This window comes from Streptomyces sp. GMY02 (genome assembly GCF_019056675.1).
In the GTDB taxonomy this organism is placed as follows: Bacteria; Actinomycetota; Actinomycetes; order Streptomycetales; family Streptomycetaceae; genus Streptomyces; species Streptomyces odonnellii.
This window is the reverse complement of record NZ_CP077658.1, coordinates 5,425,651-5,445,811: the sequence shown is the minus strand read 5'-3', so window position 1 is coordinate 5,445,811 and position 20,161 is coordinate 5,425,651. Positions and strand designations below refer to the sequence as shown.

Annotated in this window: 19 protein-coding genes and 1 tRNA gene; 9 read left to right on the top strand and 11 right to left on the bottom strand. The window is 69.4% G+C overall.

Features of this window, described 5'->3' with window-relative positions; all coding sequences use genetic code 11:
* The first annotated feature begins 51 nt into the window (after positions 1-51).
* Positions 52-1,449, top strand: a complete 1,398-nt coding sequence (locus tag KQY30_RS23055) for an SGNH/GDSL hydrolase family protein (RefSeq protein WP_254407286.1) — start codon at positions 52-54, stop codon at positions 1,447-1,449.
* 105 nt (positions 1,450-1,554) lie between these two features.
* Here the strand turns inward: KQY30_RS23055 and KQY30_RS23050 are convergent, their stop codons facing one another.
* The 4 genes from KQY30_RS23050 to KQY30_RS23035 form a co-directional block, all read right to left on the bottom strand.
* Entirely contained in the window at positions 1,555-2,226 is a 672-nt protein-coding gene (locus KQY30_RS23050) for a DUF1707 domain-containing protein (RefSeq protein ID WP_217308459.1), read from the bottom strand.
* Positions 2,227-2,407: 181 nt separating this feature from the next.
* Complete coding sequence (locus KQY30_RS23045) at positions 2,408-3,472, bottom strand: ATP-binding cassette domain-containing protein (protein ID WP_217308458.1); 1,065 nt, start codon at positions 3,470-3,472, stop codon at positions 2,408-2,410.
* Positions 3,473-3,583: 111 nt separating this feature from the next.
* On the bottom strand, positions 3,584-4,429 hold the full coding sequence (locus KQY30_RS23040; protein ID WP_254407663.1) for an ABC transporter permease: 846 nt from the start codon (positions 4,427-4,429) through the stop codon (positions 3,584-3,586).
* Between the two features lie 85 nt (positions 4,430-4,514).
* The gene (locus KQY30_RS23035) at positions 4,515-5,315 is read right to left on the bottom strand and encodes an ABC-2 family transporter protein (protein ID WP_217308457.1); all 801 of its coding nucleotides are present in this window, start codon (positions 5,313-5,315) and stop codon (positions 4,515-4,517) included.
* Positions 5,316-5,657: 342 nt separating this feature from the next.
* Here KQY30_RS23035 and KQY30_RS23030 point away from each other — a divergent pair, with 342 nt between their 5' ends.
* A complete protein-coding gene (locus tag KQY30_RS23030) occupies positions 5,658-8,273 on the top strand; it encodes a transglycosylase domain-containing protein (protein ID WP_217308456.1) in 2,616 nt (871 codons plus the stop codon).
* 146 nt (positions 8,274-8,419) lie between these two features.
* On the opposite strand, the gene KQY30_RS23025 is transcribed toward KQY30_RS23030, so the two are convergent.
* Positions 8,420-8,722, bottom strand: coding sequence for a co-chaperone GroES (locus KQY30_RS23025; protein WP_046506547.1), 303 nt, complete (start codon positions 8,720-8,722; stop codon positions 8,420-8,422).
* Between the two features lie 153 nt (positions 8,723-8,875).
* Positions 8,876-9,196: a DUF3618 domain-containing protein gene (locus tag KQY30_RS23020; RefSeq protein ID WP_217308455.1), complete on the bottom strand. Its 321-nt coding sequence runs from the start codon at positions 9,194-9,196 to the stop codon at positions 8,876-8,878.
* Between the two features lie 173 nt (positions 9,197-9,369).
* Here KQY30_RS23020 and bcp point away from each other — a divergent pair, with 173 nt between their 5' ends.
* From bcp to KQY30_RS22995, 5 genes are all read left to right on the top strand, one after another.
* Positions 9,370-9,837, top strand: a complete 468-nt coding sequence (gene bcp, locus KQY30_RS23015; RefSeq protein ID WP_217308454.1) for a thioredoxin-dependent thiol peroxidase — start codon at positions 9,370-9,372, stop codon at positions 9,835-9,837.
* A 270-nt stretch (positions 9,838-10,107) separates the two neighbouring features.
* The gene (locus tag KQY30_RS23010; RefSeq protein ID WP_217308453.1) at positions 10,108-11,514 is read left to right on the top strand and encodes an MFS transporter; all 1,407 of its coding nucleotides are present in this window, start codon (positions 10,108-10,110) and stop codon (positions 11,512-11,514) included.
* Positions 11,515-11,590: 76 nt separating this feature from the next.
* Positions 11,591-12,277 carry an HNH endonuclease signature motif containing protein gene (locus KQY30_RS23005; RefSeq protein WP_217308452.1) on the top strand — a complete coding sequence of 229 codons (687 nt, stop codon included), beginning with the start codon at positions 11,591-11,593 and terminating at the stop codon, positions 12,275-12,277.
* A complete protein-coding gene (locus KQY30_RS23000; RefSeq protein WP_217308451.1) occupies positions 12,277-12,954 on the top strand; it encodes an HNH endonuclease in 678 nt (225 codons plus the stop codon). Before KQY30_RS23005 ends, KQY30_RS23000 begins: the two co-directional genes overlap by 1 nt.
* Positions 12,955-13,006: 52 nt before the next feature.
* A tRNA-Leu gene (locus KQY30_RS22995) sits at positions 13,007-13,088 on the top strand.
* 54 nt (positions 13,089-13,142) lie between these two features.
* Here the strand turns inward: KQY30_RS22995 and rdgB are convergent.
* The 4 genes from rdgB to KQY30_RS22975 form a co-directional block, all read right to left on the bottom strand.
* Complete coding sequence (gene rdgB, locus KQY30_RS22990) at positions 13,143-13,745, bottom strand: RdgB/HAM1 family non-canonical purine NTP pyrophosphatase (RefSeq protein WP_217308450.1); 603 nt, start codon at positions 13,743-13,745, stop codon at positions 13,143-13,145.
* 49 nt (positions 13,746-13,794) lie between these two features.
* Positions 13,795-14,187, bottom strand: coding sequence for a hypothetical protein (locus KQY30_RS22985; protein ID WP_217308449.1), 393 nt, complete (start codon positions 14,185-14,187; stop codon positions 13,795-13,797).
* A gap of 229 nt (positions 14,188-14,416) precedes the next feature.
* Positions 14,417-15,148: a ribonuclease PH gene (rph, locus tag KQY30_RS22980; protein WP_217308448.1), complete on the bottom strand. Its 732-nt coding sequence runs from the start codon at positions 15,146-15,148 to the stop codon at positions 14,417-14,419.
* A gap of 458 nt (positions 15,149-15,606) precedes the next feature.
* A complete protein-coding gene (locus KQY30_RS22975; protein WP_217308447.1) occupies positions 15,607-15,906 on the bottom strand; it encodes a glucose PTS transporter subunit EIIB in 300 nt (99 codons plus the stop codon).
* Between the two features lie 184 nt (positions 15,907-16,090).
* On the opposite strand from KQY30_RS22975, the gene KQY30_RS22970 reads away from it, so the two are divergent.
* Positions 16,091-17,362 carry a PTS transporter subunit EIIC gene (locus KQY30_RS22970; RefSeq protein ID WP_217308446.1) on the top strand — a complete coding sequence of 424 codons (1,272 nt, stop codon included), beginning with the start codon at positions 16,091-16,093 and terminating at the stop codon, positions 17,360-17,362.
* Positions 17,363-17,637: 275 nt separating this feature from the next.
* On the top strand, positions 17,638-18,921 hold the full coding sequence (locus KQY30_RS22965; RefSeq protein ID WP_217308445.1) for a PTS transporter subunit EIIC: 1,284 nt from the start codon (positions 17,638-17,640) through the stop codon (positions 18,919-18,921).
* Between the two features lie 100 nt (positions 18,922-19,021).
* Here the strand turns inward: KQY30_RS22965 and KQY30_RS22960 are convergent, their stop codons facing one another.
* A complete protein-coding gene (locus KQY30_RS22960) occupies positions 19,022-19,774 on the bottom strand; it encodes an MBL fold metallo-hydrolase (protein ID WP_046509263.1) in 753 nt (250 codons plus the stop codon).
* Positions 19,775-20,161: the final 387 nt, after the last annotated feature.

Genomic DNA, 20,161 nt, shown 5'->3' with positions numbered 1-20,161 from the left:
GGCATGACCAGATACCGCACATATGCCCTGCTCGGAGCGCTTCTGGGATTAGTGGCGCTGGTATGCGCCGCCATCATCGGCGGGTTCGCCCTGCTCGACGGCTCCGGCATCGGCACCCGCACCGGCGGCCTCGCCTTCGGCGAACCCTGGCCGTCCCGCGCCCAGGACCGCGCCGAGGACCATGACCAGGACAGTGCCCGGGAGCGCGCCCAGGACCGCGCCCGGGACCGTACCCGGGACGGGGTCCAGGACCCTACCCGTGACCGCGCCAACGACCGTACGCGTATCGGTACCGCCGAGCAGTCCGCCTCCGACAGCGCCTGGACCGCCACCTGGGCCGCCGCCCCCGCCGGGCCCGAACCGGGCGCCCCGTTCGGCCGCCCCGGGCGCACCATCCGTAACGTCGTGCACACCAGCATCGGCGGCACCAGTGTCCGCGTCACCCTGTCCAACCTCTACAGCTCCGCCGGCCTCCTGATCGGCCACGCCTCGGTCGCCGTCCGGGACGGCGAGGGCGCCGCCGCCGTCCCGGGCACCATGCGCAGGCTCACCTTCGCGCGGCAGCCCGCCGTGACCGTGCCGCCCCACGGTCAGATCATCAGCGACCCGGTGGAACTGCCGGTTCCGTACGACGGCGACCTGCTGGTCACGCTGCACACCCCGGCGCCCGGCGGCCCGGTCACGTACCACCCGATGGCGTTCCAGACGTCGTATCTCGCCCGGGGCGACCGTACGGAGGACCTCGACGGCGACGCGTACACCGAGCCGACCGGCTCGTGGCGCTATGTCACCGCCGTCGACGTGCTCAACCGCGAGTCACCCGGCACGGTCGTGACCTTCGGCGACTCGATCACCGACGGCGACGGCTCCCGGCCCGACACGAACCGCCGCTGGCCCGACACCCTTGCCGCACGCCTGCGCGACCAGCACATCGGCGTGGTCAACGCGGCCATCAGCGGCAACCAGGTCCTCGGGGACCAGTCGTGGCGCGGCTGCGGCGAGAGCGGCCTCGCCCGCTTCCGGCGCGATGTGCTCGGCCGGGCCGGGGTCAGGGCCGTCGTCATCGACCTCGGCGTCAATGACATCCTGCGCGGCGGCGAACGCGACCCCGCCAGAATCACCGCCGGGCTCCGCGACCTGACCCGGCAGGCGCACGCCCGCGGAATCCGTGTCGTCGGCGCGACCCTGTTGCCGTTCGGCGCGCACGGCGGATACGACGACGCGACCGAGGCCGTACGCGAGCAGGTCAACGAGGAGATCAGGTCGGGCGGGATCTTCGACGAGGTCGTGGACTTCGACCAGGTACTGAGCGATCCGTACGCGCCGGACCGGATCAGGCCGGTGTACGACTCGGGGGACGGTCTGCATCCGAGCGACGCGGGCTACCTGGCGATGGGGCGCCACTTCGATCTCACGTCACTGGAGGGCAAGGTCCCGGCCGAGCTCTGACCCGTACACGTACAGAGCCTTCGGCGTACGCATGCTGCGGGGGTGCGGGTACCCGCACCCCCGCGCCGCTGCAGCCCAGGACAAGACCGCCTCGCCCCTCGCCCCTCAGTCCAGCTCCCTACGGTCCTTCTTCTCCAGCTTCTGCCGCTTCCGTTCTTCTCTCAGCCGGCGCTTCTCCGACTCCCGGATCTTGCGCTCCACCCCGACCCCGCCCATCAGCGCGAACCCGGTGACGATCACCCGCGGCGAGCCCGGGCTGACCTCTCCGTCGCCCACCTCGCCGAAGCCGCCCATCAGGCCGAAGCCCCTGACCTCGACATCCATGTCCGGCGGCACGACCACATGGACCCCGCCCATCAGCGTGAAGCAGCGGATCACCACATCGCGGTCCTCGAACCGCGCCTCGCGCAGATCGATCTCGCCGCCCGCCTGAAGGACGACCGCCGTGAACGTACGGCCCACCGTCCAGGTGCCCTTGCGCCCGAAGCCGCCCCAGAACGCGAAGGCACCCTTGGAGGTGGCCCGTTCGCGGCCGATCCGGTCGGACCAGGCGGTCACGCCGCCACCGGGCGAAGGGGGAACCGCGACACCCGTCGTCGTCCCGGGCGCGGGCAAGTCCCGTACCAGTGGCACCAACTCGCCATGCGTGCGCGCCTTGTACGCCGCGTCCAGGCGCTCCTGGAACTCCTCCATGTCGAGCCGCCCCTCGGCGACGGCCTCGCGCAGCCGCTCCGCGATCTGCTCCCGCTCGGCGTCGGAAGCTCGCGTATCGGGCATATCGGGGCGAGGGTGGGGAGCCTCGAAGCGACCGGCGACTCCGGATCCAGAACCGGGTGCGCCGCCAGGACCGGGTGCGGAGCCAGGGCCCGGTGCACTGCCAGGGCCGGGTGCGGACTCGGGACCTGGGCCAGGCCGTTCACTCGTCATGGCAGCAGAGTAGTCACCGCCGGGGCCCGCGTCACACAGCCGATCGATCGGCGTACATCTTGGCGATCACCGTCTCGATGTCCGGCTCCCGCACCGAAAGATCCACCAGCGGATAGTCCGCCGCGATCCGCGCCACGAGCGGCGCCGCGGACTCGGTCGCGGGGAAGGCCAGCCACTGCCGGGGCCCCTCGGTCCTGACCGCCCGCGCTCCGGGCAGTTCGATCGGCGGAAGCTCCTGTTCCAGATCGACGACCAGTGTCCGTTCGCTCCGGCCGATCTCATGCAGCCCGGCCAGCACCCCGTCATAGAGCAGCCGGCCATGGTCAATGACCATCACCCGCTTGCAGAGTTGCTCAATATCGGTCAGATCGTGGGTGGTCAGCAGAACGGTCGTACCGCGCTCGGCGTTGAGGTTCCGCAGAAACTCCCTGACCTTGGCCTTGGAGATCACATCGAGCCCGATGGTCGGCTCGTCCAGATACAGGATCGCCGGATCGTGCAGCAGGGCCGCCGCGATATCCCCGCGCATCCGCTGGCCGAGCGAGAGCTGCCGTACGGGTACGTCCAACAGCTCGGCCAGATCGAGGAGTTCGACACACCTCTCCAGATTCGCCCGGAACCGCGCGTCCGGGATCCGGTACATACGGTGCATCAGACGGTACGAGTCGATCAGCGGCAGATCCCACCAGAGCGTGGTGCGCTGCCCGAAGACCACGCCGATGTGCCGCGCCAGCCTGGTGCGTTCCCGGGACGGATCGATGCCCGCCACGCGCAGCCGGCCGCCGCTCGGGGTCAGAATGCCGGTGAGCATCTTGATGGTGGTCGACTTGCCCGCGCCGTTCGGGCCGATGTAGCCGACCATCTCACCGCGCGGGACGCGGAAACTGATGCCGTCGACAGCCCGGACCTGGTGCTTCTCACGGCGCAGCCGGCCAATGCCGCGCCGTGCCCCGTCAGCTCTTCCACCACCTGCTCCGCCACCTCCTCCGCCTCGCGCTCTACGCCGTACGTCGAAGACCTTCTCGACGCCGTCCAGCTCGATGAAGCCGTCCTCGGCGTCCTCGACGTCCCCGCCACCAGCGCCCTCCGTACTCATGAACCCTCCATCCGTCGCAGACACCGCACTCGTCGCGAACACCGCGCTCGTCGTGAACACCGCGCTCGTCGTGAACACCGCGCTCGTCGTGAACACTCCATAAGCCGCTCGTCAGCTCCCCGTACTCCGGTACGCGCGCAGCCCCGCCCGCCACGCCAGCCCCGCCAGCGCGCAGCACACCACCGCCACCAGCGGCGGCAGGAACGCGACCGCGTCCGGCAGCCCCAGCGGATCCTCGCGGCCGAGGACGTACAGCGCGGGCATCCAGTTGACGAAGGCCAGCGGCACCACGAAGGTCACCCCGCGCACCAGGTCCTTCGAGAAGACCGTCGGCGGGTACTGGAGCAAGGTCTGCCCGCCGTACGTGAACGAGTTCTGCACCTCCGAGGCGTCCTGCGCCCAGAACTGGAAGGCCGCGCCCGCCACAAACACCGCGCCGAAGATCACCGCCCCGCTGATCACCATCATCGGCAGCATCAGCACCCGTACCGGCGTCCAGTCGAGGTCCAGCGCCGACAGGGCGTAGACCAGCACGAGCACCCCCTGCCCCAGCCGGCCGACTCGGCGCAGCGCGAACCGGTCCGCCGCCACCTGTGCCAGTACGGGTACGGGCCGCAGCAGCAGCGTGTCGAGCGTGCCGTCCCGCACCCGGCTGCCCATCCGGCCCATCGGTCCGAGCAGCAGATCGGCGAGGCCGAAGGCGGTCGCGGACGTCCCGTACAGAAACGCGATCTCCGGCAGCCCGTAGCCGCCCAGGCTGTCCACATGGGCGAACATCAGCAGGATCGTGACGAAGTCGAAGGCGGTCACCGCGAAGTTCCCGAGGGCCGTCATCAGGAAGGACGCGCGGTACGTCATCGTGGAGCGGATCCACATGGCCACGATCAGGCCGTACGCCCGGAGCCCGTCCCGTACGGCGGCGCCCCGCGAAGACCGCGGAATCCGTTGCTCCGGAATGTCCGCGAACGCCTCCGCGGGCCCCTCCGCGGACTCCGCTGCCGACGCCCCCTCGGCCCAGGACTCCACGACCGCGTCCCGAGGCTCAGCCACCCTGGACCACCACCCTCCGTGTCGCGACCGACTGGAGCACCCGCCCGGCCGCCAGCAGCGCCACCGCCCAGCCCGCCTGGAACGCGTAAGCCCCGGCCAGGTCCCAGCCGGTGTGCTTGCCGAGCAGTACGTCCGCCGGGATCTGGAGCAGCGAGGACCAGGGCAGCGCCGCCGCCACCTCGCCCAGCGCGCCCGGGAAGACCGGGAGCGGCAGCAGCATCCCGGAGAAGAACAGCCCCGCCAGCAGCGCCATCTGCGCCGCCCCCGCACCGTCCAGCAGCCAGAACGCCGAGAGCGCGACCAGGAAGCGGATCGCGAAGCTGACCACGACCCCGAGCGTCACCGCGACCAGGAACGCCAGCCAGGTCAGCGGATCCGCGGGCAGCGCGAGCTCGAAGACGAACGAGCCGAGCACCATGGGTACGATCCCGCGCCCCAGCAGATGGAAGGCTGCCCGGCCGAGGTCCACGGCCAGCCACCAGAGCTGGAGATCGGCGGGCCGGTAGAGATCGACCGCGACGTCCCCCGTACGGATCCGCTCGATCAGCTCGCTCTCGAAACCGCCGCCCATCATCGCGCAGGTCGCCAGCAGCGCCTGGCCCAGCCACACATAGGTCAGGGCCTCCGGCAGGTCGTAGCCACCGAGCTGCGGCCGCTGGTTCCAGAGCGCCATATAGGTGTACGCCATGATGTAGCCGAAGACGGTGTTGGTGAACACCCCGGCGAAGGTCGCCACACGGTAGGTCGCATAGCGCCGGAACCCACCTGCGGCCACCGCGATATAGAGCCGCACCACACCCCCTCAGATCCGTCGAAGCCGCCCCGTACCCGCCGCCCCCGAGGGCCGGACCCGTACCGGCCCGCGGCGAGGTACCCACGAGGCACCACAGCGCATGGCCCCGGGGCCTCTCGTTTGGATCTCGCCGCCCGGATCCAAGCGAAAGACCCTAGCCCACCGGAGTCAGCCACCGCGACCCGTTATCCGGGCGACGCTACTCATCCGTTCTGACCGTGTTTCATAGGACTGCGCAGCTTTTCTCAGGTCTGCGCCGTGAATCGCCTGATACGACCCCGTCAAGGACACCGTCAAGCCGGAGAGCGATCACCGGGCCACGGCCGAGGAGTCTCCACACTTATGAGCGATGAGCCATATCAGCAGGGCTGGGCCCCAAGGGACCCCTCGGTCCTCGTGCCCACGATCTCCCGCTTCCCGTCCGGCCAGAAGGGCGGACGAAGCGGAAGGACCCGAAAGGGTGAACCGGGCGGAAGCCCCGAAAACGGCGGACCCGGCACCAACGGGCCCGGCGGCCCCGGAAAACGCAACCGCCCCAAACGCCTCCGCCACCCCGGCGCCCCCCGCCGGCCCAACGACCCCGACGACCCCAACAGCCCGAACCGCACCGGCCTCCGCCGCCTCCTCCCCACCCGGCGGACCGTCCTCGGCGCGACCCTGATCAGCACGCTCCTGCTGATGGCGGCCCTGGTCATCGGCTACCAGATCGTCGGCATCCCGCCCGCCAACGCCCAGGCCACCGCCCAGTCCAATCTCTACCTCTACGCGGACGGCACCCAGCTCGCCCGCGACGGCGAGGTCAACCGCGAGAACATCCGGCTCTCCCAGGTGCCGAAGAGCGTCCAGCAGGCCGTACTCGCCGCCGAGGACCGCGACTTCTACCACGAACACGCGGTCGATCTCCAGGGCATGACCCGCGCCTTCTGGAACACCCTCACCGGCAAGGGCACCCAGGGCGGCTCCACCATCACCCAGCAGTACGTCAAGAACTACTACCTGGGGCAGGAACAGACCCTCGTACGCAAGAGCAAGGAACTCTTCATCGCGATCAAACTCAACCGCGAACAGAGCAAGGAGAGCATCCTCCAGGGCTATCTGAACACCAGTTACTTCGGCCGCAACGCGTACGGCATCCAGGCCGCCGCACAGGCCTACTACGGCAAGGACATCGAGCGGATCGGCGTCGCGGAGGGCGCGTACCTCTCCGCACTCCTCAACCAGCCCAGCGAGTACGACGTCGCCGTCCACCCCGAGAACCGGCCGGCCGCCGAGGCCCGCTGGAACTACGTCCTCGACGGCATGGTCAAGGAAGGCTGGCTCGGCCGGGCCGACCGCGCCGCGCTCAAGTTCCCCGCACCCGGCAAGATCCGGCACGCCTCCGGCGGACTCTCGGGACAGCGCGGCTACATCGTCCAGGCCGTCGAGGACTACCTCACCAGCAACAAGATCATGGACGAGAACACCCTGGCCGCCGGCGGCCACCGCATCACCACCACACTGGAGCGCTCCAAGCAGGACGCCCTCGACAAGGCCGTCGACGACCATGTGCTGAGCCGGCTCGACACCGACGAACGCGACGCCGACCGCAACGTACGCGTCGGCGGCGTCTCCATCGACCCGGCCAGCGGCAGAGTCGTCGCCATGTACGGCGGCGTCGACTACACCCGGCAGTACGTCAACAACGCCACCCGCCGCGACTACCAGGTCGGCTCCACCTTCAAGCCCTTCGTCCTCGCCGCCGCCATCGAGCACCAGTCCCGGACCCGGTACGGCGAGACCATCACCCCCGGCACCGTGTACGACGGCGACAACGAACGCGAGGTCGAAGGCCCGGAAGGACCCATCGGCTACGCCCCGGCCAACGAGGACGACATCAGCTACGGCCCCATCTCCGTCCGCGAGGCCACCGACAAGTCCGTCAACGCCGTCTACGCACAGATGGCCGAGGACGTCGGCCCGGCCACCGTCAAGAACACCGCCATCGCCCTCGGCATCCCGCAGAACACCCCCGACCTGACCCCCTCCCCCTCCATCGCGCTCGGCCCGGCCACCGCCAGCGTCCTGGACATGGCGAAGGCGTACGCGACACTCGCCAACCACGGCCGGCACGGCACGTACACCCTGGTCGACAAGATCAGCAGGAACGGCAAGGACGTCGGACTGCCCGGCCGCAGCACCGAGCAGGTCATCAGCCGCGAGGCCGCCGACACCACCACGGCCGTGCTCCGCGGCGTCGTCGAGGGCGGTACGGGCACCGCGGCACTCTCCGCGGGCCGCCCCGCCGCGGGCAAGACGGGAACGGCGGAGGACGACAAGGCGGCCTGGTTCGCCGGCTACACCCCGGATCTGACCACGGTCATCGCGATGATGGGCGCCGACCCGAAGACCGCCGCGCAGAGACCGCTGTACGGGGCGCTCGGCCAGACCCGCATCAACGGAGGCGGCCCCCCGGCCGAGATCTGGGGGCAGTTCACGGCGGACGTGCTCAAGGACACCCAGTCCAAGGACTTCGACCTGCGGACCGACGAACGGTCGAGCCAGTTCTCGTCCTCGGAGGACTCGCCGGAATCGCCCGGCTCATCGGACTCGGCGGCCGGGATCGTCAAGGACGAGCCGGGCAACGGCCCGGTGCCCGGCTCCGACGACGAGGCGCTGGGCCCGTATCCGAACCAGGACCGCACGGACGGGCGGTCCCCCGGCAGGCCCGGAAGCATGTCGCAGGCCGGCGGGGGCGGCTACCCGGGGCAGTCGTACGGCCCGCACAGCCTGCTGTACGGACCGACCCGCGGCCAGAGCCAGAGCCAGGGAGCGTCGCAGGGGCAGGCCGTGCCCTTCGGCGGAAGTGCCGACTCCGGTCTGGGTGACATCGACGACAACAGGCCCGGCCGTACGGACAGCTACGGATGGAGCACGGGCAGCAGCCCGGCCGGCCGGAGGATCCCTGGCCTCGACTGGTGATCCGGCGCCTCGACGGGATCCGGCCGGGCGGCTGCGGGAGCGGCCCGGCCCGATCCCGGGTTTCCGGGGCTCTTTCGGGCTCTGGCGGCGGCTTACGAAAACCGCCGCTCAGGAAAACCGCGGCTTGCAGATGGCATACAGACGGCCTACAGATACAGCCCGGTCGAGTCCTCGGAACCCTCGAACCTGTCGGCGGCGACCGCGTGCAGATCGCGCTCCCGCATCAGGACGTACGCCACCCCGCGCACCTCGACCTCGGCCCGGTCCTCGGGGTCGTACAGCACCCGGTCCCCCGGCTCCACCGTCCGTACGTTCTGGCCCACGGCCACCACTTCGGCCCAGGCCAGCCGCCGGCCCACCGCGGCCGTCGCGGGAATGACGATGCCGCCGGACGAGCGCCGCTCACCCTCCGGGATGTCCGTCCTGACCAGGACCCGGTCATGGAGCATCCGGATGGGCAGCTTGTCGTGCTGGTCGTGCCTGCCGAGCTGGCTGAGGGGTTTCTCGCTCACGTCCCAGAACCTACCTGCTCACGTTCATTCCGTATGCCACAGGGGTAAACCCCACGGCCCCCCGCAGGCCGACGACCCGTCGCCGGGGGCTCAGCGCCGACGGCGCCGTACCGACACCGCCAGCAGCCCCACGACCCCGACCGCCACCAGCGCCACCGGCACCAGCCGGTCCAGCCGCGGCCCGCCGTCGAGCCCGACGAACTGCGCCCGTACCCCCGACACCACCTTGTTCACCGCCACGAACGCACGCCCGGCCGTGTGATCCACACTGGAGACCACCCGGGCCTTCGCGTCGCCGACGATCGTCTTCGGGTGCACCCGCACCCCGATCTCGTCCAGCGTCTCGGCGAGCTGCCCGCGCCTGCGGACGATGTCCGCCTCGATCTGCGCCGGGGTCCTGGAATCCGACACCGCGCTGCCTCCGTCGTCGTGTCCGGTAGTGCCTCGTCCGTACTGCGTCCAGTACCCGGTTCGGTACTCAGCTCAGTACTTCCTCGACAGTCTGTCAGCTTGACCGTGGCCGCACCCGGCGGCACCCCCGATTACGCTCGGCCGCGTACACCCGACCTCCACCGAGGAGAACCATGAGCGAGCGACTCAAGCCCGGCGACACCGCCCCCGCCTTCACCCTGCCCGACGCGGACGGCACCGACGTCTCGCTCGCGGACCACAAGGGCCGCAAGGTCATCGTCTACTTCTACCCCGCCGCCCTCACTCCAGGGTGCACCAAGCAGGCCTGTGATTTCACGGACAACCTCGGGCTGCTCGCCGACGCCGGTTACGACGTGATCGGGGTGTCCCCGGACAAGCCGGAGAAGCTCGCGAAGTTCCGCGAGAAGGAGAACCTGAAGGTCACGCTGGTCGGGGACCCGGACAAGGGCGTGCTGGAGAGCTACGGCGCGTTCGGCGAGAAGAAGATGTACGGGAAGACCGTGACCGGCGTGATCCGCTCCACGGTGGTCGTGGACGAGGAGGGGAAGGTGGAGCACGCCTTCTACAACGTGCGGGCGACGGGCCATGTGGCGAAGATCATCAAGGATCTCGGCATCTGAGGGATCCGGGGGTCTGACGGACCTGGGGACCTGACGGATCCGGGGACCTGGCGGATCCGGGGACCTGGCGGATCCGGGGACCCGGCAAATCCGGGGACCTGACGGTCTGGGGACCGGACGGATCTCGGGATCCGGGTGACCTACGGGGTGGCCTGAGGTGACCGGGGTCCCACTCTCCCGTGGGACTTCGGTCGGCCGTCGCCATGAGCGTGCCGAAGGTTCCTGTGGACGGTCCGCGCGGACCGTACCCCTGAGGAAGGGACCCCCGCCATGGCCGACCCCGGGGCGCACCGGTCCGACACCCCCGTCGACGTGACGGTGACCGTCACCGACGAGCGCGCTGTCCGGCGGGCGGTGAAGGCCGCCGCGCTGGGCAACGCCATGGAGTGGTTCGACTTCGGCATCTACAGCTATCTGGCCGCGACCCTCGGGCAGGTCTTCTTCCCGTCCGGGAACCCCACCGTCCAGTTGCTCTCCTCCTTCGCGACCTTCGCCGTCGCCTTTCTCGTACGTCCGGTCGGTGGCATGGTCTTCGGCCCGCTGGGCGACCGGATCGGCCGCAAGAAGGTGCTCGCGCTGACGATGATCCTGATGGCGGCCGGTACCTGCGCCATCGGTCTGATCCCCTCGTACGCGACGATCGGGTTCTGGGCGCCGGTCCTGCTGGTCTTCTTCCGGCTGGTGCAGGGGTTCTCCACCGGGGGCGAGTACGGCGGGGCGTCCACGTTCATCGCGGAGTACGCGCCGGACAAGCGGCGGGGCTACTTCGGCAGCTTCCTGGAGTTCGGCACGCTGTCCGGCTACATCGGCGCGGCGGGCCTGGTCACCGCGCTACAGACCGGGCTCGGCGCGCAGGCCGTGGAGGCGTGGGGGTGGCGCGTACCGTTCCTGGTCGCGGGACCGCTGGGGCTGGTCGGCCTGTATCTGCGGTTACGGCTGGACGAGACACCGGCGTTCCGGCGGCTGGCACCGGAGGCGGTGACGGCCACGGCGAAGGGCGACCTGGGCAGGATCTTCCGGGGACACTGGCGGACGCTGACCCTGTGCGTCGCGCTGGTCGGTGCGTACAACATCACGGACTACATGCTGCTGTCGTACATGCCGGCGTACCTCTCCGACGAACTGGGCTACAGCGACACCGATGGGCTGCTCGTGCTGCTGGGGGTCATGGCCTGTCTGCTGCTGGTCATCAACCGGGTCGGCACCCTCAGCGACCGCTTCGGCCGCAAGCCGCTGCTGATGAGCGGGATGCTGGGCTTCTTCTTCCTCGCGCTGCCGTCGTTCCTCCTGATCGCCCAGGGCGGCATCCCGGCGATCGCGGCAGGCATGCTGATGCTGGGCCTGTCCCTGGTCTGCCTCCTCGGCACGATGTCCGCCACGCTCCCGGCCCTGTTCCCGACGAACGTCCGCTACGGCGCGCTGTCCATCGGCTACAACGTCGCGGTCTCGGTCTTCGGCGGCACAACTCCCTTGGCCATCACGGCGCTCATTGCCCTGACGGGTACGGACCTGATGCCGGCCTACTACGCGATGGCGGCGGCCCTGGTGGGGGTGGTTGCGGTAACCCGCACAAGGGAAACGGCGCGACTGCCCTTGCCGGGGTCACCGCCGTCGGTGTCAACGGAGGCGGAAGCGGAGGCAATTCGCCAATCGCGGGGGCGGGGAGGGAAGTTCTGACGTAACTGTGGGGGATGTGATTCGTTACTCAGTGCGACGCCACGAACACGTGGCCGCACAAAGGGGAACGAAGCACATGCCGGTGAGCCCGTACACACGAGAGCGCCTCGCGGAGGCGGCAAGCTCGTCAAGGACGCTGTCGGAGGCACTGACGAAGCTCGGGGTCGATCCGAAGAGTTCGTCGCGACGGTACGTCCACGATCGCATGAAGCGGATGGGTATAGACACGTCCCACTTCGAGCGCGAGGGCGCGCGATGGACCAAGGAGGTACTCGAATCCGCCGTTGCCGCATCGACGAACATGAACGAGGTGCTGCGTCGGCTCGGAGCCGAACTCGTCGGTGGCCAGCACACCCACATCAGCCGCCGGGTCAAGGCTCTTGGTATCGACACCTCACATTTCGATCCATACAGACGGACGGAGAACAGGCCCGGCAGTCGGCGCCCCCGGTCGCGCCAGGAGATCCTGATCGAGGACAACTCGGCCCACGCACGCCGAACTCCCAGTTGGCGGCTCAAGCAAGCACTGCTCGAACTCGGATTGCCGGAAAGCTGCGCGCTCTGCGGCTGCGAGGCGATGTGGCGGGGACACCCGCTGCCTCTTGAGGTGGACCACCTCGACGGCAACTGGCGCAACAACCGCGTCGAGAACCTGCGCTTCCTCTGCCCCAACTGCCATTCCACGACTGACACGTACCGCAGAAGTGGTGGGCCCCGCAGAGCCGCCCGTACGACAACTCCTCGGCTCGGCGGTGAGGACTGATGGCCGAGAGCAATCGATACACGCGGGAGCGACTGGCCGATGCGGCAGCAACGTGCGCCGACATCGACGAGGTGATCGCCTTCCTGGGCACACGGCCGTACAGAAACCTGCGGCAGCATCTGTACAAACGGTTCGAGCAGTTGGGCATCGACGTCTCGCACTTCCCACGCCGCCGGAGGAGCGGAACCACGGCTAGGCCGACCAAGACCGAATTGCAGGGGGCCGTCAGTCGATCCTGTTCGATAGCTGCCACCCTGCGCAGCCTGAAGCAGCCGGACAGCATGCGTATGCGCACGCTCTTCCATCAGTGGGTCGAGGAGGATGAAATCGACACATCTCACTTTCTCGGACAGGCACAGCAACGAGGCAAACAGGGCCCGATCCCGGTGAAAACCGCGGAGCAGGTTCTGGTGAAGCATGACGGACGCCGACGCACCAAAACGCGGATACTGCGCCGATGCTTGCTCGAAGTCGGCATCGCTGAGAGATGCGCTCGCTGCGGAACCGGACCGGAGTGGCTGGGGAAGCCCATGACTCTGGAGATCGACCACATCAATGGCGACTGGAGCGACAACCGGGCCGAGAACCTCCGGCTGATGTGCCCCAACTGTCATGCGATCACGAGCACCTGGTGCCGTGGCGGCGATCGCCGAAAGAGCGGCAGGCACCACATCTAGCCCACGCTGCATGCCCACCCAGCCACCGGCCCGCTATCATGACAGGTGGCTGGCGGCCGTTGCTGAATTGGAATAAGCGGAGGCTTTAGGTGCCTCTGGGTTCGCCCATGTGGGTTCGAGTCCCACCGGCCGCACATGAACAGCGGGGCCGCCCACGATCCGTGGGCGGCCCCGCTTGTTTGCGGGCGTCAGCCCAGTAGTTCCCGTACCGCCGGGACCAGGGCGCGGAAGGCCTTGCCTCGGTGGCTGATGGCGTTTTTCTCGGCCGCCGTCAGTTCCGCGCAGGTTCGGGATTCGCCGTTCGGCTGGAGGATCGGGTCGTAGCCGAAGCCGCCCGTGCCGGTGGGGGTGGTGCGGAGGGTGCCGGGGAGGCGGCCCTCGGTTACGCGGTGGGTGCCGTCCGGGAGCGCCAGGGCTGCCGCGCAGGCGAAGTGGGCCGTGCGGTGGGGCGGGGTGATGTCGGCGAGTTGGGCCAGCAGCAGGTTCAGGTTCGCCGTGTCGTCGCCGTGGGCGCCCGCCCAGCGCGCGGAGAAGATGCCGGGCGCGCCGCCGAGGACATCGACGCAGAGCCCGGAGTCGTCGGCGACGGCGGGCAGTCCGGTGGCGTCGGCGAGGGCATGGGCCTTGAGGAGCGCGTTCTCGGCGAAGGTGACGCCGGTCTCCTTGACGTCCGGGACACCGGGGTAGGCGTCCGCGCCGACGAGGTCGTGGGGCAGGCCCGCGTCGGCGAGGATGGCCCGTAGTTCGGTGATCTTGCCGGCGTTGCGGGTGGCGAGGATGAGGCGGGTCATGCCCCTCAGTATCCGTGCCCGCCCCGCCCGCCGGTCAGCCGCCCGCCTCTCAGGGGGTGCAGATGTTCCCGATCTCCGACGCCGCGTCGGAGATCGGCGTCAGGTCGGGCGTCTCGTCGCCGCTCTCAACGGCTTTGCGGACACTCTCGACACCCTTGGTGAGGTTGTCGACGGCCTTGCTCAGGTCGGCGTTGTCGGTCTGGTCCTTGAGGTTGCCGAGTTCGGTGTCGATGTTGTCGAGGGCCTCGTCGGCCTTGAGCGGGTTGTCCCCGACGCTGGAGATGGCCTGTTCCAGATTGCTGACGCTGGTGGCGATGGCGTCGGCCGTCTGTACGCAGTCCAGCGCCGTGTCGAGGGCGCCGCAGCCCGCGGTCAGGGGCAGTGCCAGGGCGGTGGCGGCGAGAGCCAGGGTGATGCGGCGTCGGCGTATGGGCGCGGGCATGGCGCGGGTTCCTCCCCGGGGTACGGACGGGCGCACGGTTCGGTCCGTGCACCCGTGCGGTTGAGACGCCCGGAGGATCTCCCCGGTTGCTTCCGCCGACCGTTTTCGGCCGCCTGGCTTGACGGGCCCGGCTCGGCCGGGCTGGCCCGGCTGGCCTGGCGACCCGGGGTGGTCCGGCGCGCCCGGGGCGGCTGCCCGGGCCACCTGCCCCGCCTGGGAGTTGGTTCCGTTACGCCGTCTCGTCCAGGGCCGCTCGCTGGATCGCGGCGAGGTCGGCACAGCCCGTGGTGGCGAGGTCCAGCAGCGCGGTCAGTTCCTTGCGGTCGAAGGGCTCGGCCTCGGCGGTGCCCTGGACCTCGACGAAGCGGCCGTCGCCGGTGCAGACGACGTTCATGTCGGTCTCGGCGCGGACGTCCTCCTCGTAACAGAGGTCCAGGAGCGGCGTACCGCCGACGATGCCGACGCTGACGGCCGCGACGGTGCCGGTCAGGGGCCGCCGCCCGGCCTTGACGAGCTTCTTGCGCTGGGCCCAGGCAACCGCGTCGGCGAGGGCGACGTAGGCGCCGGTGATCGCGGCGGTACGGGTGCCGCCGTCGGCCTGGAGGACATCGCAGTCGAGGACGATGGTGTTCTCGCCGAGGGCCTTGTAGTCGATCACGGCGCGCAGCGAGCGGCCGATGAGCCGGCTGATCTCGTGCGTACGGCCGCCGATCTTGCCGCGTACGGACTCGCGGTCGCCACGGGTGTTGGTGGAGCGGGGCAGCATCGAGTATTCGGCGGTGACCCAGCCTTCGCCACTGTTCTTGCGCCAGCGGGGGACGCCTTCGGTGAAGGAGGCGGTGCAGAAGACTCTGGTGTCACCGAAGGAGATGAGGACCGAGCCCTCGGCGTGCTTGCTCCATCCGCGTTCGATGGTGACGGGACGGAGCTGGTCGGGGGTACGGCCGTCGATTCGTGACATGCGGCGAGCCTATAGGCAAGGGCTTTCCGTCTCTTTTTGAGGGCTCGGTTCGCCTCCGAGCGCCTCAAGACCCTGTCGACGGTCGACCGTGCTCGCCCCCTCGTACCTCGGGGCCTGCGCCCGCGCGGCGGAGCCGCATATCGAGCACAGCCTCCCTTTCGACAGCGCCCGGCGCCCTTCGGCTCACTCGCCAGGCCGCCGTGAGCGGCCAGGACATCGACGTCACCACAGCGGCCGGGCGGAGCCTCGCTCACGGCCCGGTCACCCCGACCGCCCAGGGTACGGACACGTCCGGGCTGCTGTCGGCCGCCCGGCGAGTGAGCCGAAGGGGCGCGGTCGGCGCCGAAAGGGAGAGCGCGCGCAGGGGAGCGAGGAACGAGCGGACCGAGCACGGTCGACCGTCGGCACCGACATGTAGCGCCCCGGAGGCGAACCGAGCCCTCCAAAAAAGGGGGGTCTTACATCATGTCTTCGATGTCCGCGGCGATGGGGTCGGCGTCCGTGCCGATGACTACCTGGATCGCGGTGCCCATCTTGACCACACCATGCGCCCCGGCGGCCTTGAGAGCGGTTTCGTCGACGAGGTCCGGGTTGACGACCTCGGTGCGGAGGCGGGTGATGCAGCCTTCGACCTCTTCGATGTTGTCGAGCCCGCCGAGCCCGGCGACGATCTTCTCAGCCTTGGTGGCCATGGTGTTCTCCCTGACTGTCGCTCGCTGTCGCTGTCGCTGTCGTACCGCTTCGTCACGGTAACGCACAGTTGGACCATCTTCGCGGGCGCGCCCTCACGCCGTACTCAATGATGACGATCACCGGCACCCCGCCCGCGACCGACCGGCCCCGCGAGCCTACCGCAGGTGGTCTACACCAGTCGGGCACGCGACCGCCCCGGCACCGCCACCGCCACCGCCCCCGGACGGCGCCACCAGACGGAAGGACCCGATGAGCGGCGACAGCACGGCAGCGCCCCCGCCGCGGACGAGGAAGTGGTGGAACGGGCTGTTCCAGGGGCTTCAGAAGATCGGCCGGAGCCTCCAGCTCCCGGTGGCCACACTGCCCGCGGCGGGGCTGCTGGTCAGTCTGGGCAATCTGTTCTCCGCCTATCTGCACGGCCCGTTCTGGGACAGGACCGCGAAGGTGCTGAGCCTGGGCGGCGGCGCCATTCTGGACGGGGCGTTCGGTCTGCCGCTGCTCTTCTGCATCGGGGTGGCGATCGGTTTCGCCAAGAAGGCGGACGGCTCGACCGCGCTCGCCGCCGTCGCCGGCTTTCTCGTCTATCACGGTGTCCTGGCCGCCTTCCCGGTCGCCGGCTCGGTCACGAAGGCGCGGCCCGACGGCACTCCGCAGAATCCCGGGGTGCTCGGGGGCATTCTGATCGGGCTGCTCACGGCGGTGGTCTGGCAGCGGTTCCACCGTACGAAGCTGGTCGACTGGCTCGGCTTCTTCAACGGCCGCCGTCTGGTGCCGATCCTGATGGCCTTCCTCTGCACGCTGCTCGGGGTGGCCTTCGGGCTGTTGTGGGAGCCGGTCGGAGACGCGCTGACCGCGTTCGCCAAGCAGCTCATCGATCTGGGCGCGTGGGGCGCGGGCATCTTCGGGTTCGCCAACCGGCTGCTCATTCCGGTCGGCATGCACCAGTTCCTGAACACGTTCTTCTGGTTCCAGGCCGGTGAGTACACCGAGCCGGACGGCACGGTCGTACGAGGTGATCTCACCCGGTTCTTCGCCGGCGACCCCACGGCCGGACAGTTCATGTCGGGGTTCTTCCCGGTCATGATGTTCGGGCTGCCGGCCGCCGCGCTCGCCATCACGCACTGCGCGCGGCCCGAGAACCGCAAGCGGGTCGGCGGGCTGATGTTCTCCGTGGCGCTGACCTCGTTCGTGACGGGGGTGACCGAGCCGCTGGAGTTCTCGTTCATGTTCGCGGCGCCGCTGCTGTACGGGGCGCACGCGGTGCTGACCGGGGTGTCGATGGCGGTGACCTGGGCGCTTGGGGTGCACGCGGGGTTCAGTTTCTCGGCCGGTCTGATCGACTATGTCGTGAACTGGCATCTCGACACCAAGCCCTGGCTGATCATTCCGATCGGGCTGTGCTTCGCGGTGGTGTATTACGTGGTCTTCCGCGTGGCGATCTCGCTGTTCCGCATCGCGACTCCAGGGCGGGAGCCGGAGGAACTGGCGGAGGAAGCGGAGCAGCAGAACACGCGCCCTTGAGCAACCGCCCTTGAGCACGCGGAACACACGCCCTTGAGCTGAGAGGCCCCTGAGCGAAGAGGCCCCGGCCTCCCGCCTGCTGGCCCTGGCCCCCGCCTGCCGCCCCGGAGCCGCCGGCCCCCCGCCCTCGCCCGCGAACCCGCTATGGCCCAGGCCACATTTTCGCAGGTTCCTTATCGAACCCACCCCGTGCTAGAACAGGTCTACACCACTGGAATGGTGTAGACCACGTGGCCGTGCGCGCCGCGTTCCGGGCACCTGGTTGGAGGATGTTGATGAGTACGGCCGACGCCGCCCCCGCGGCACAGCACGAGCCGGCGGCGCGGAAGAAGCCGGGCAGCCGCGTGATGGCCGTGATGCAGCGCATCGGCCGCAGTCTGATGCTGCCCGTCGCCGTGCTGCCCGCCGGGGCCCTGCTCGTACGCCTCGGCAACCCCGACATGCTCGGCCGCGAGTCGTTCCCCGCGTTCATCACCAGGATCGCGGGCTTCATGGCCGCGGGCGGCAACGCCATCCTCGACAACATGCCGCTGCTCTTCGCGGTCGGTATCGCGATCGGCTTCGCCAAGAAGTCCGACGGCTCGACCGCGCTCGCCGCCGTCACCGGCTATCTGGTCTTCAAGAGCGTCCTGGGCACCTTCACCGACTCGAACCTGCCCAAGGTGGCCTCGGTGGTGGACGGCAAGGTCGTCATGACGGACGCGCCGGTCGACGCGAAGGTCCTCGGCGGTGTTGTCATGGGCATCGTCGTGGCCCTGCTGTATCAGCGCTTCTACCGTACGAAGCTGCCCGACTGGGCGGGTTTCTTCGGTGGCCGGCGGCTGGTCCCGATCCTCTCCGCCTTCGCCGGTCTGGTCATCGGCATCGTCTTCGGCTATCTCTGGCCGGTCCTCGGCACGGGCCTGCACAACCTGGGCGAGTGGCTGGTCGGTTCCGGCGCGGTCGGCGCAGGCATCTTCGGGGTGGCCAACCGGGCGCTGATCCCGGTCGGCATGCACCATCTGCTGAACTCGTTCCCGTGGTTCCAGGCCGGTACGTACGAGGGCAAGAGCGGCGACATCAATCGCTTCCTGGCGGGCGACCCGACGGCCGGGCAGTTCATGACCGGCTTCTTCCCGATCATGATGTTCGCCCTGCCCGCGGCCTGCCTGGCGATCACGCACTGCGCGCGCCCGGAGCGGCGGAAGGCCGTCGGCGGCATGATGCTGTCGCTGGCGCTCACCGCGTTCGTCACCGGGGTGACCGAGCCGATCGAGTTCACCTTCATGTTCATCGCGCCTGCGCTGTACGCGGTCCACGCGGTGCTGACCGGTGTCTCGATGGCACTGACCTGGGCGCTGGGGATGAAGGACGGGTTCGGCTTCTCGGCCGGCGCGGTCGACTTCTTCCTCAACCTCGGTATCGCGACGAATCCGTGGGGCCTGGCGCTGGTCGGTCTGTGCTTCGCGGCGGTCTATTACGCGGTGTTCCGCTTCGCGATCGTCCGGTTCAACATCCCTACGCCGGGCCGTGAGTCCGACGAGGAACTGGCGGAGCTTCAGAAGGCCGAGGCCAAGTAGGCCTTTCCGTTCACCGGCTGCCGGACGGACGGACCGTACGCCCGTCCGGCACCGGCCGGCGCCGACCGGCAGACCGCCCGGTCGGCGCGCCGACGGCCGGTCAGATCTCGTACACCGCGCCGGGAACGGCCAGTTCCGCCGGGCCTCCGTACACCGCACGGGCGTCGGCCAGATTCTGTTCGCCGTCCGTCCACGGCGGGACATGGGTGAGGACGAGCCGGCGTGCCCGGGCGCGGGCGGCGTGGGCGCCTGCCTCGCGGCCGTTGAGGTGCAGACCGGGAATGTCCTCCTTGCCGTATGTGAAGGCCGCCTCGCACAGGAACAGGTCGGTGTCCTCCGCCAGCTCGACGAGCGGCTCGCAGACCCCGGTGTCCCCGGAGTAGGTGAGGGACCGGCCGCCGTGCTCGACCCGGATGGCGAAGGTCTCTATGGGGTGCGAGACCTTCTCCGTACGGACCGAGAAGGGGCCGATGTCGAAGGAGCCCGGCTTGAGCGTGTGGAAGTCGAACACCTCGCTCATCGACTTGTCCGTCGGGGTGTCCGCGTAGGCCGTGGTGAGGCGCTGCTCGGTGCCCTCGGGTCCGTACACCGGGATCGCGTCGCAGCGTCCGCCGTCGAACCGGTAGTAGCGGGCTACGAAATAGCCGCACATGTCGATGCAGTGGTCCGCGTGGAGATGGCTGAGGAAGATGGCGTCGAGGTCGTAGAGACCAACATGGCGCTGCAGCTCGCCAAGGGCGCCATTACCCATGTCGAGGAGCAGCCGGAAGCCGTCGGCCTCTAGGAGGTAACTGGAGCAGGCCGATCCCGCGGAGGGGAACGAGCCCGAACAGCCGACGACGGTGAGCTTCATGGAGCGTGAACCTCCGTGGCGTGGAAGGGGGGCGACGGGGGTTGTGCGGTTTGTCGAGCGTAAAGCGCGAAAGGGCTGGTCGCTCCTCCACGACGGTCCGTTGTGGGAGAACTCACCTGCGCTGTCACCGGTTCGGATGGACTGCCACGGCGGGGTCTAGGCCGTGTGTCCGAGGTAGCGTCGTCCGCCCGCAGGGCGGGCCTCGCGGCGTCCGGTGCGTGCAATCGCAAGGCGGAGGATCGCCCGTGTACTGGACGTACTCGGGCGACTCCGACAACGCAGCGAGTGTGCGTGCCGGGCGTCGCGAGGCAGACGGGACTTCTGACATACGGCCTGGATGCCGGAGGGGGCCTGGGGAGCGCCTGGAGCGGCCCCGGAGAAGCCCTG

Coding starts and splice junctions, on each gene's coding strand:
- rdgB (WP_217308450.1), bottom strand. CDS start 13,745: ATGACCCGCCTCATCCTCGCCACCCGCAACGCCGGCAAGATCACCGAA.
- KQY30_RS23025 (WP_046506547.1), bottom strand. CDS start 8,722: ATGCTCCATGACCGGGTCCTGGTCAGGACGGACATCCCGGAGGGTGAG.
- KQY30_RS23045 (WP_217308458.1), bottom strand. CDS start 3,472: ATGAGTACGGAGGGCGCTGGTGGCGGGGACGTCGAGGACGCCGAGGAC.
- KQY30_RS22960 (WP_046509263.1), bottom strand. CDS start 19,774: ATGAAGCTCACCGTCGTCGGCTGTTCGGGCTCGTTCCCCTCCGCGGGA.
- KQY30_RS23000 (WP_217308451.1), top strand. CDS start 12,277: ATGGCCGAGAGCAATCGATACACGCGGGAGCGACTGGCCGATGCGGCA.
- rph (WP_217308448.1), bottom strand. CDS start 15,148: ATGTCACGAATCGACGGCCGTACCCCCGACCAGCTCCGTCCCGTCACC.
- KQY30_RS22970 (WP_217308446.1), top strand. CDS start 16,091: ATGAGCGGCGACAGCACGGCAGCGCCCCCGCCGCGGACGAGGAAGTGG.
- KQY30_RS23005 (WP_217308452.1), top strand. CDS start 11,591: ATGCCGGTGAGCCCGTACACACGAGAGCGCCTCGCGGAGGCGGCAAGC.
- bcp (WP_217308454.1), top strand. CDS start 9,370: ATGAGCGAGCGACTCAAGCCCGGCGACACCGCCCCCGCCTTCACCCTG.
- KQY30_RS22965 (WP_217308445.1), top strand. CDS start 17,638: ATGAGTACGGCCGACGCCGCCCCCGCGGCACAGCACGAGCCGGCGGCG.
- KQY30_RS23030 (WP_217308456.1), top strand. CDS start 5,658: ATGAGCGATGAGCCATATCAGCAGGGCTGGGCCCCAAGGGACCCCTCG.
- KQY30_RS23010 (WP_217308453.1), top strand. CDS start 10,108: ATGGCCGACCCCGGGGCGCACCGGTCCGACACCCCCGTCGACGTGACG.
- KQY30_RS23050 (WP_217308459.1), bottom strand. CDS start 2,226: ATGCCCGATACGCGAGCTTCCGACGCCGAGCGGGAGCAGATCGCGGAG.
- KQY30_RS22985 (WP_217308449.1), bottom strand. CDS start 14,187: ATGCCCGCGCCCATACGCCGACGCCGCATCACCCTGGCTCTCGCCGCC.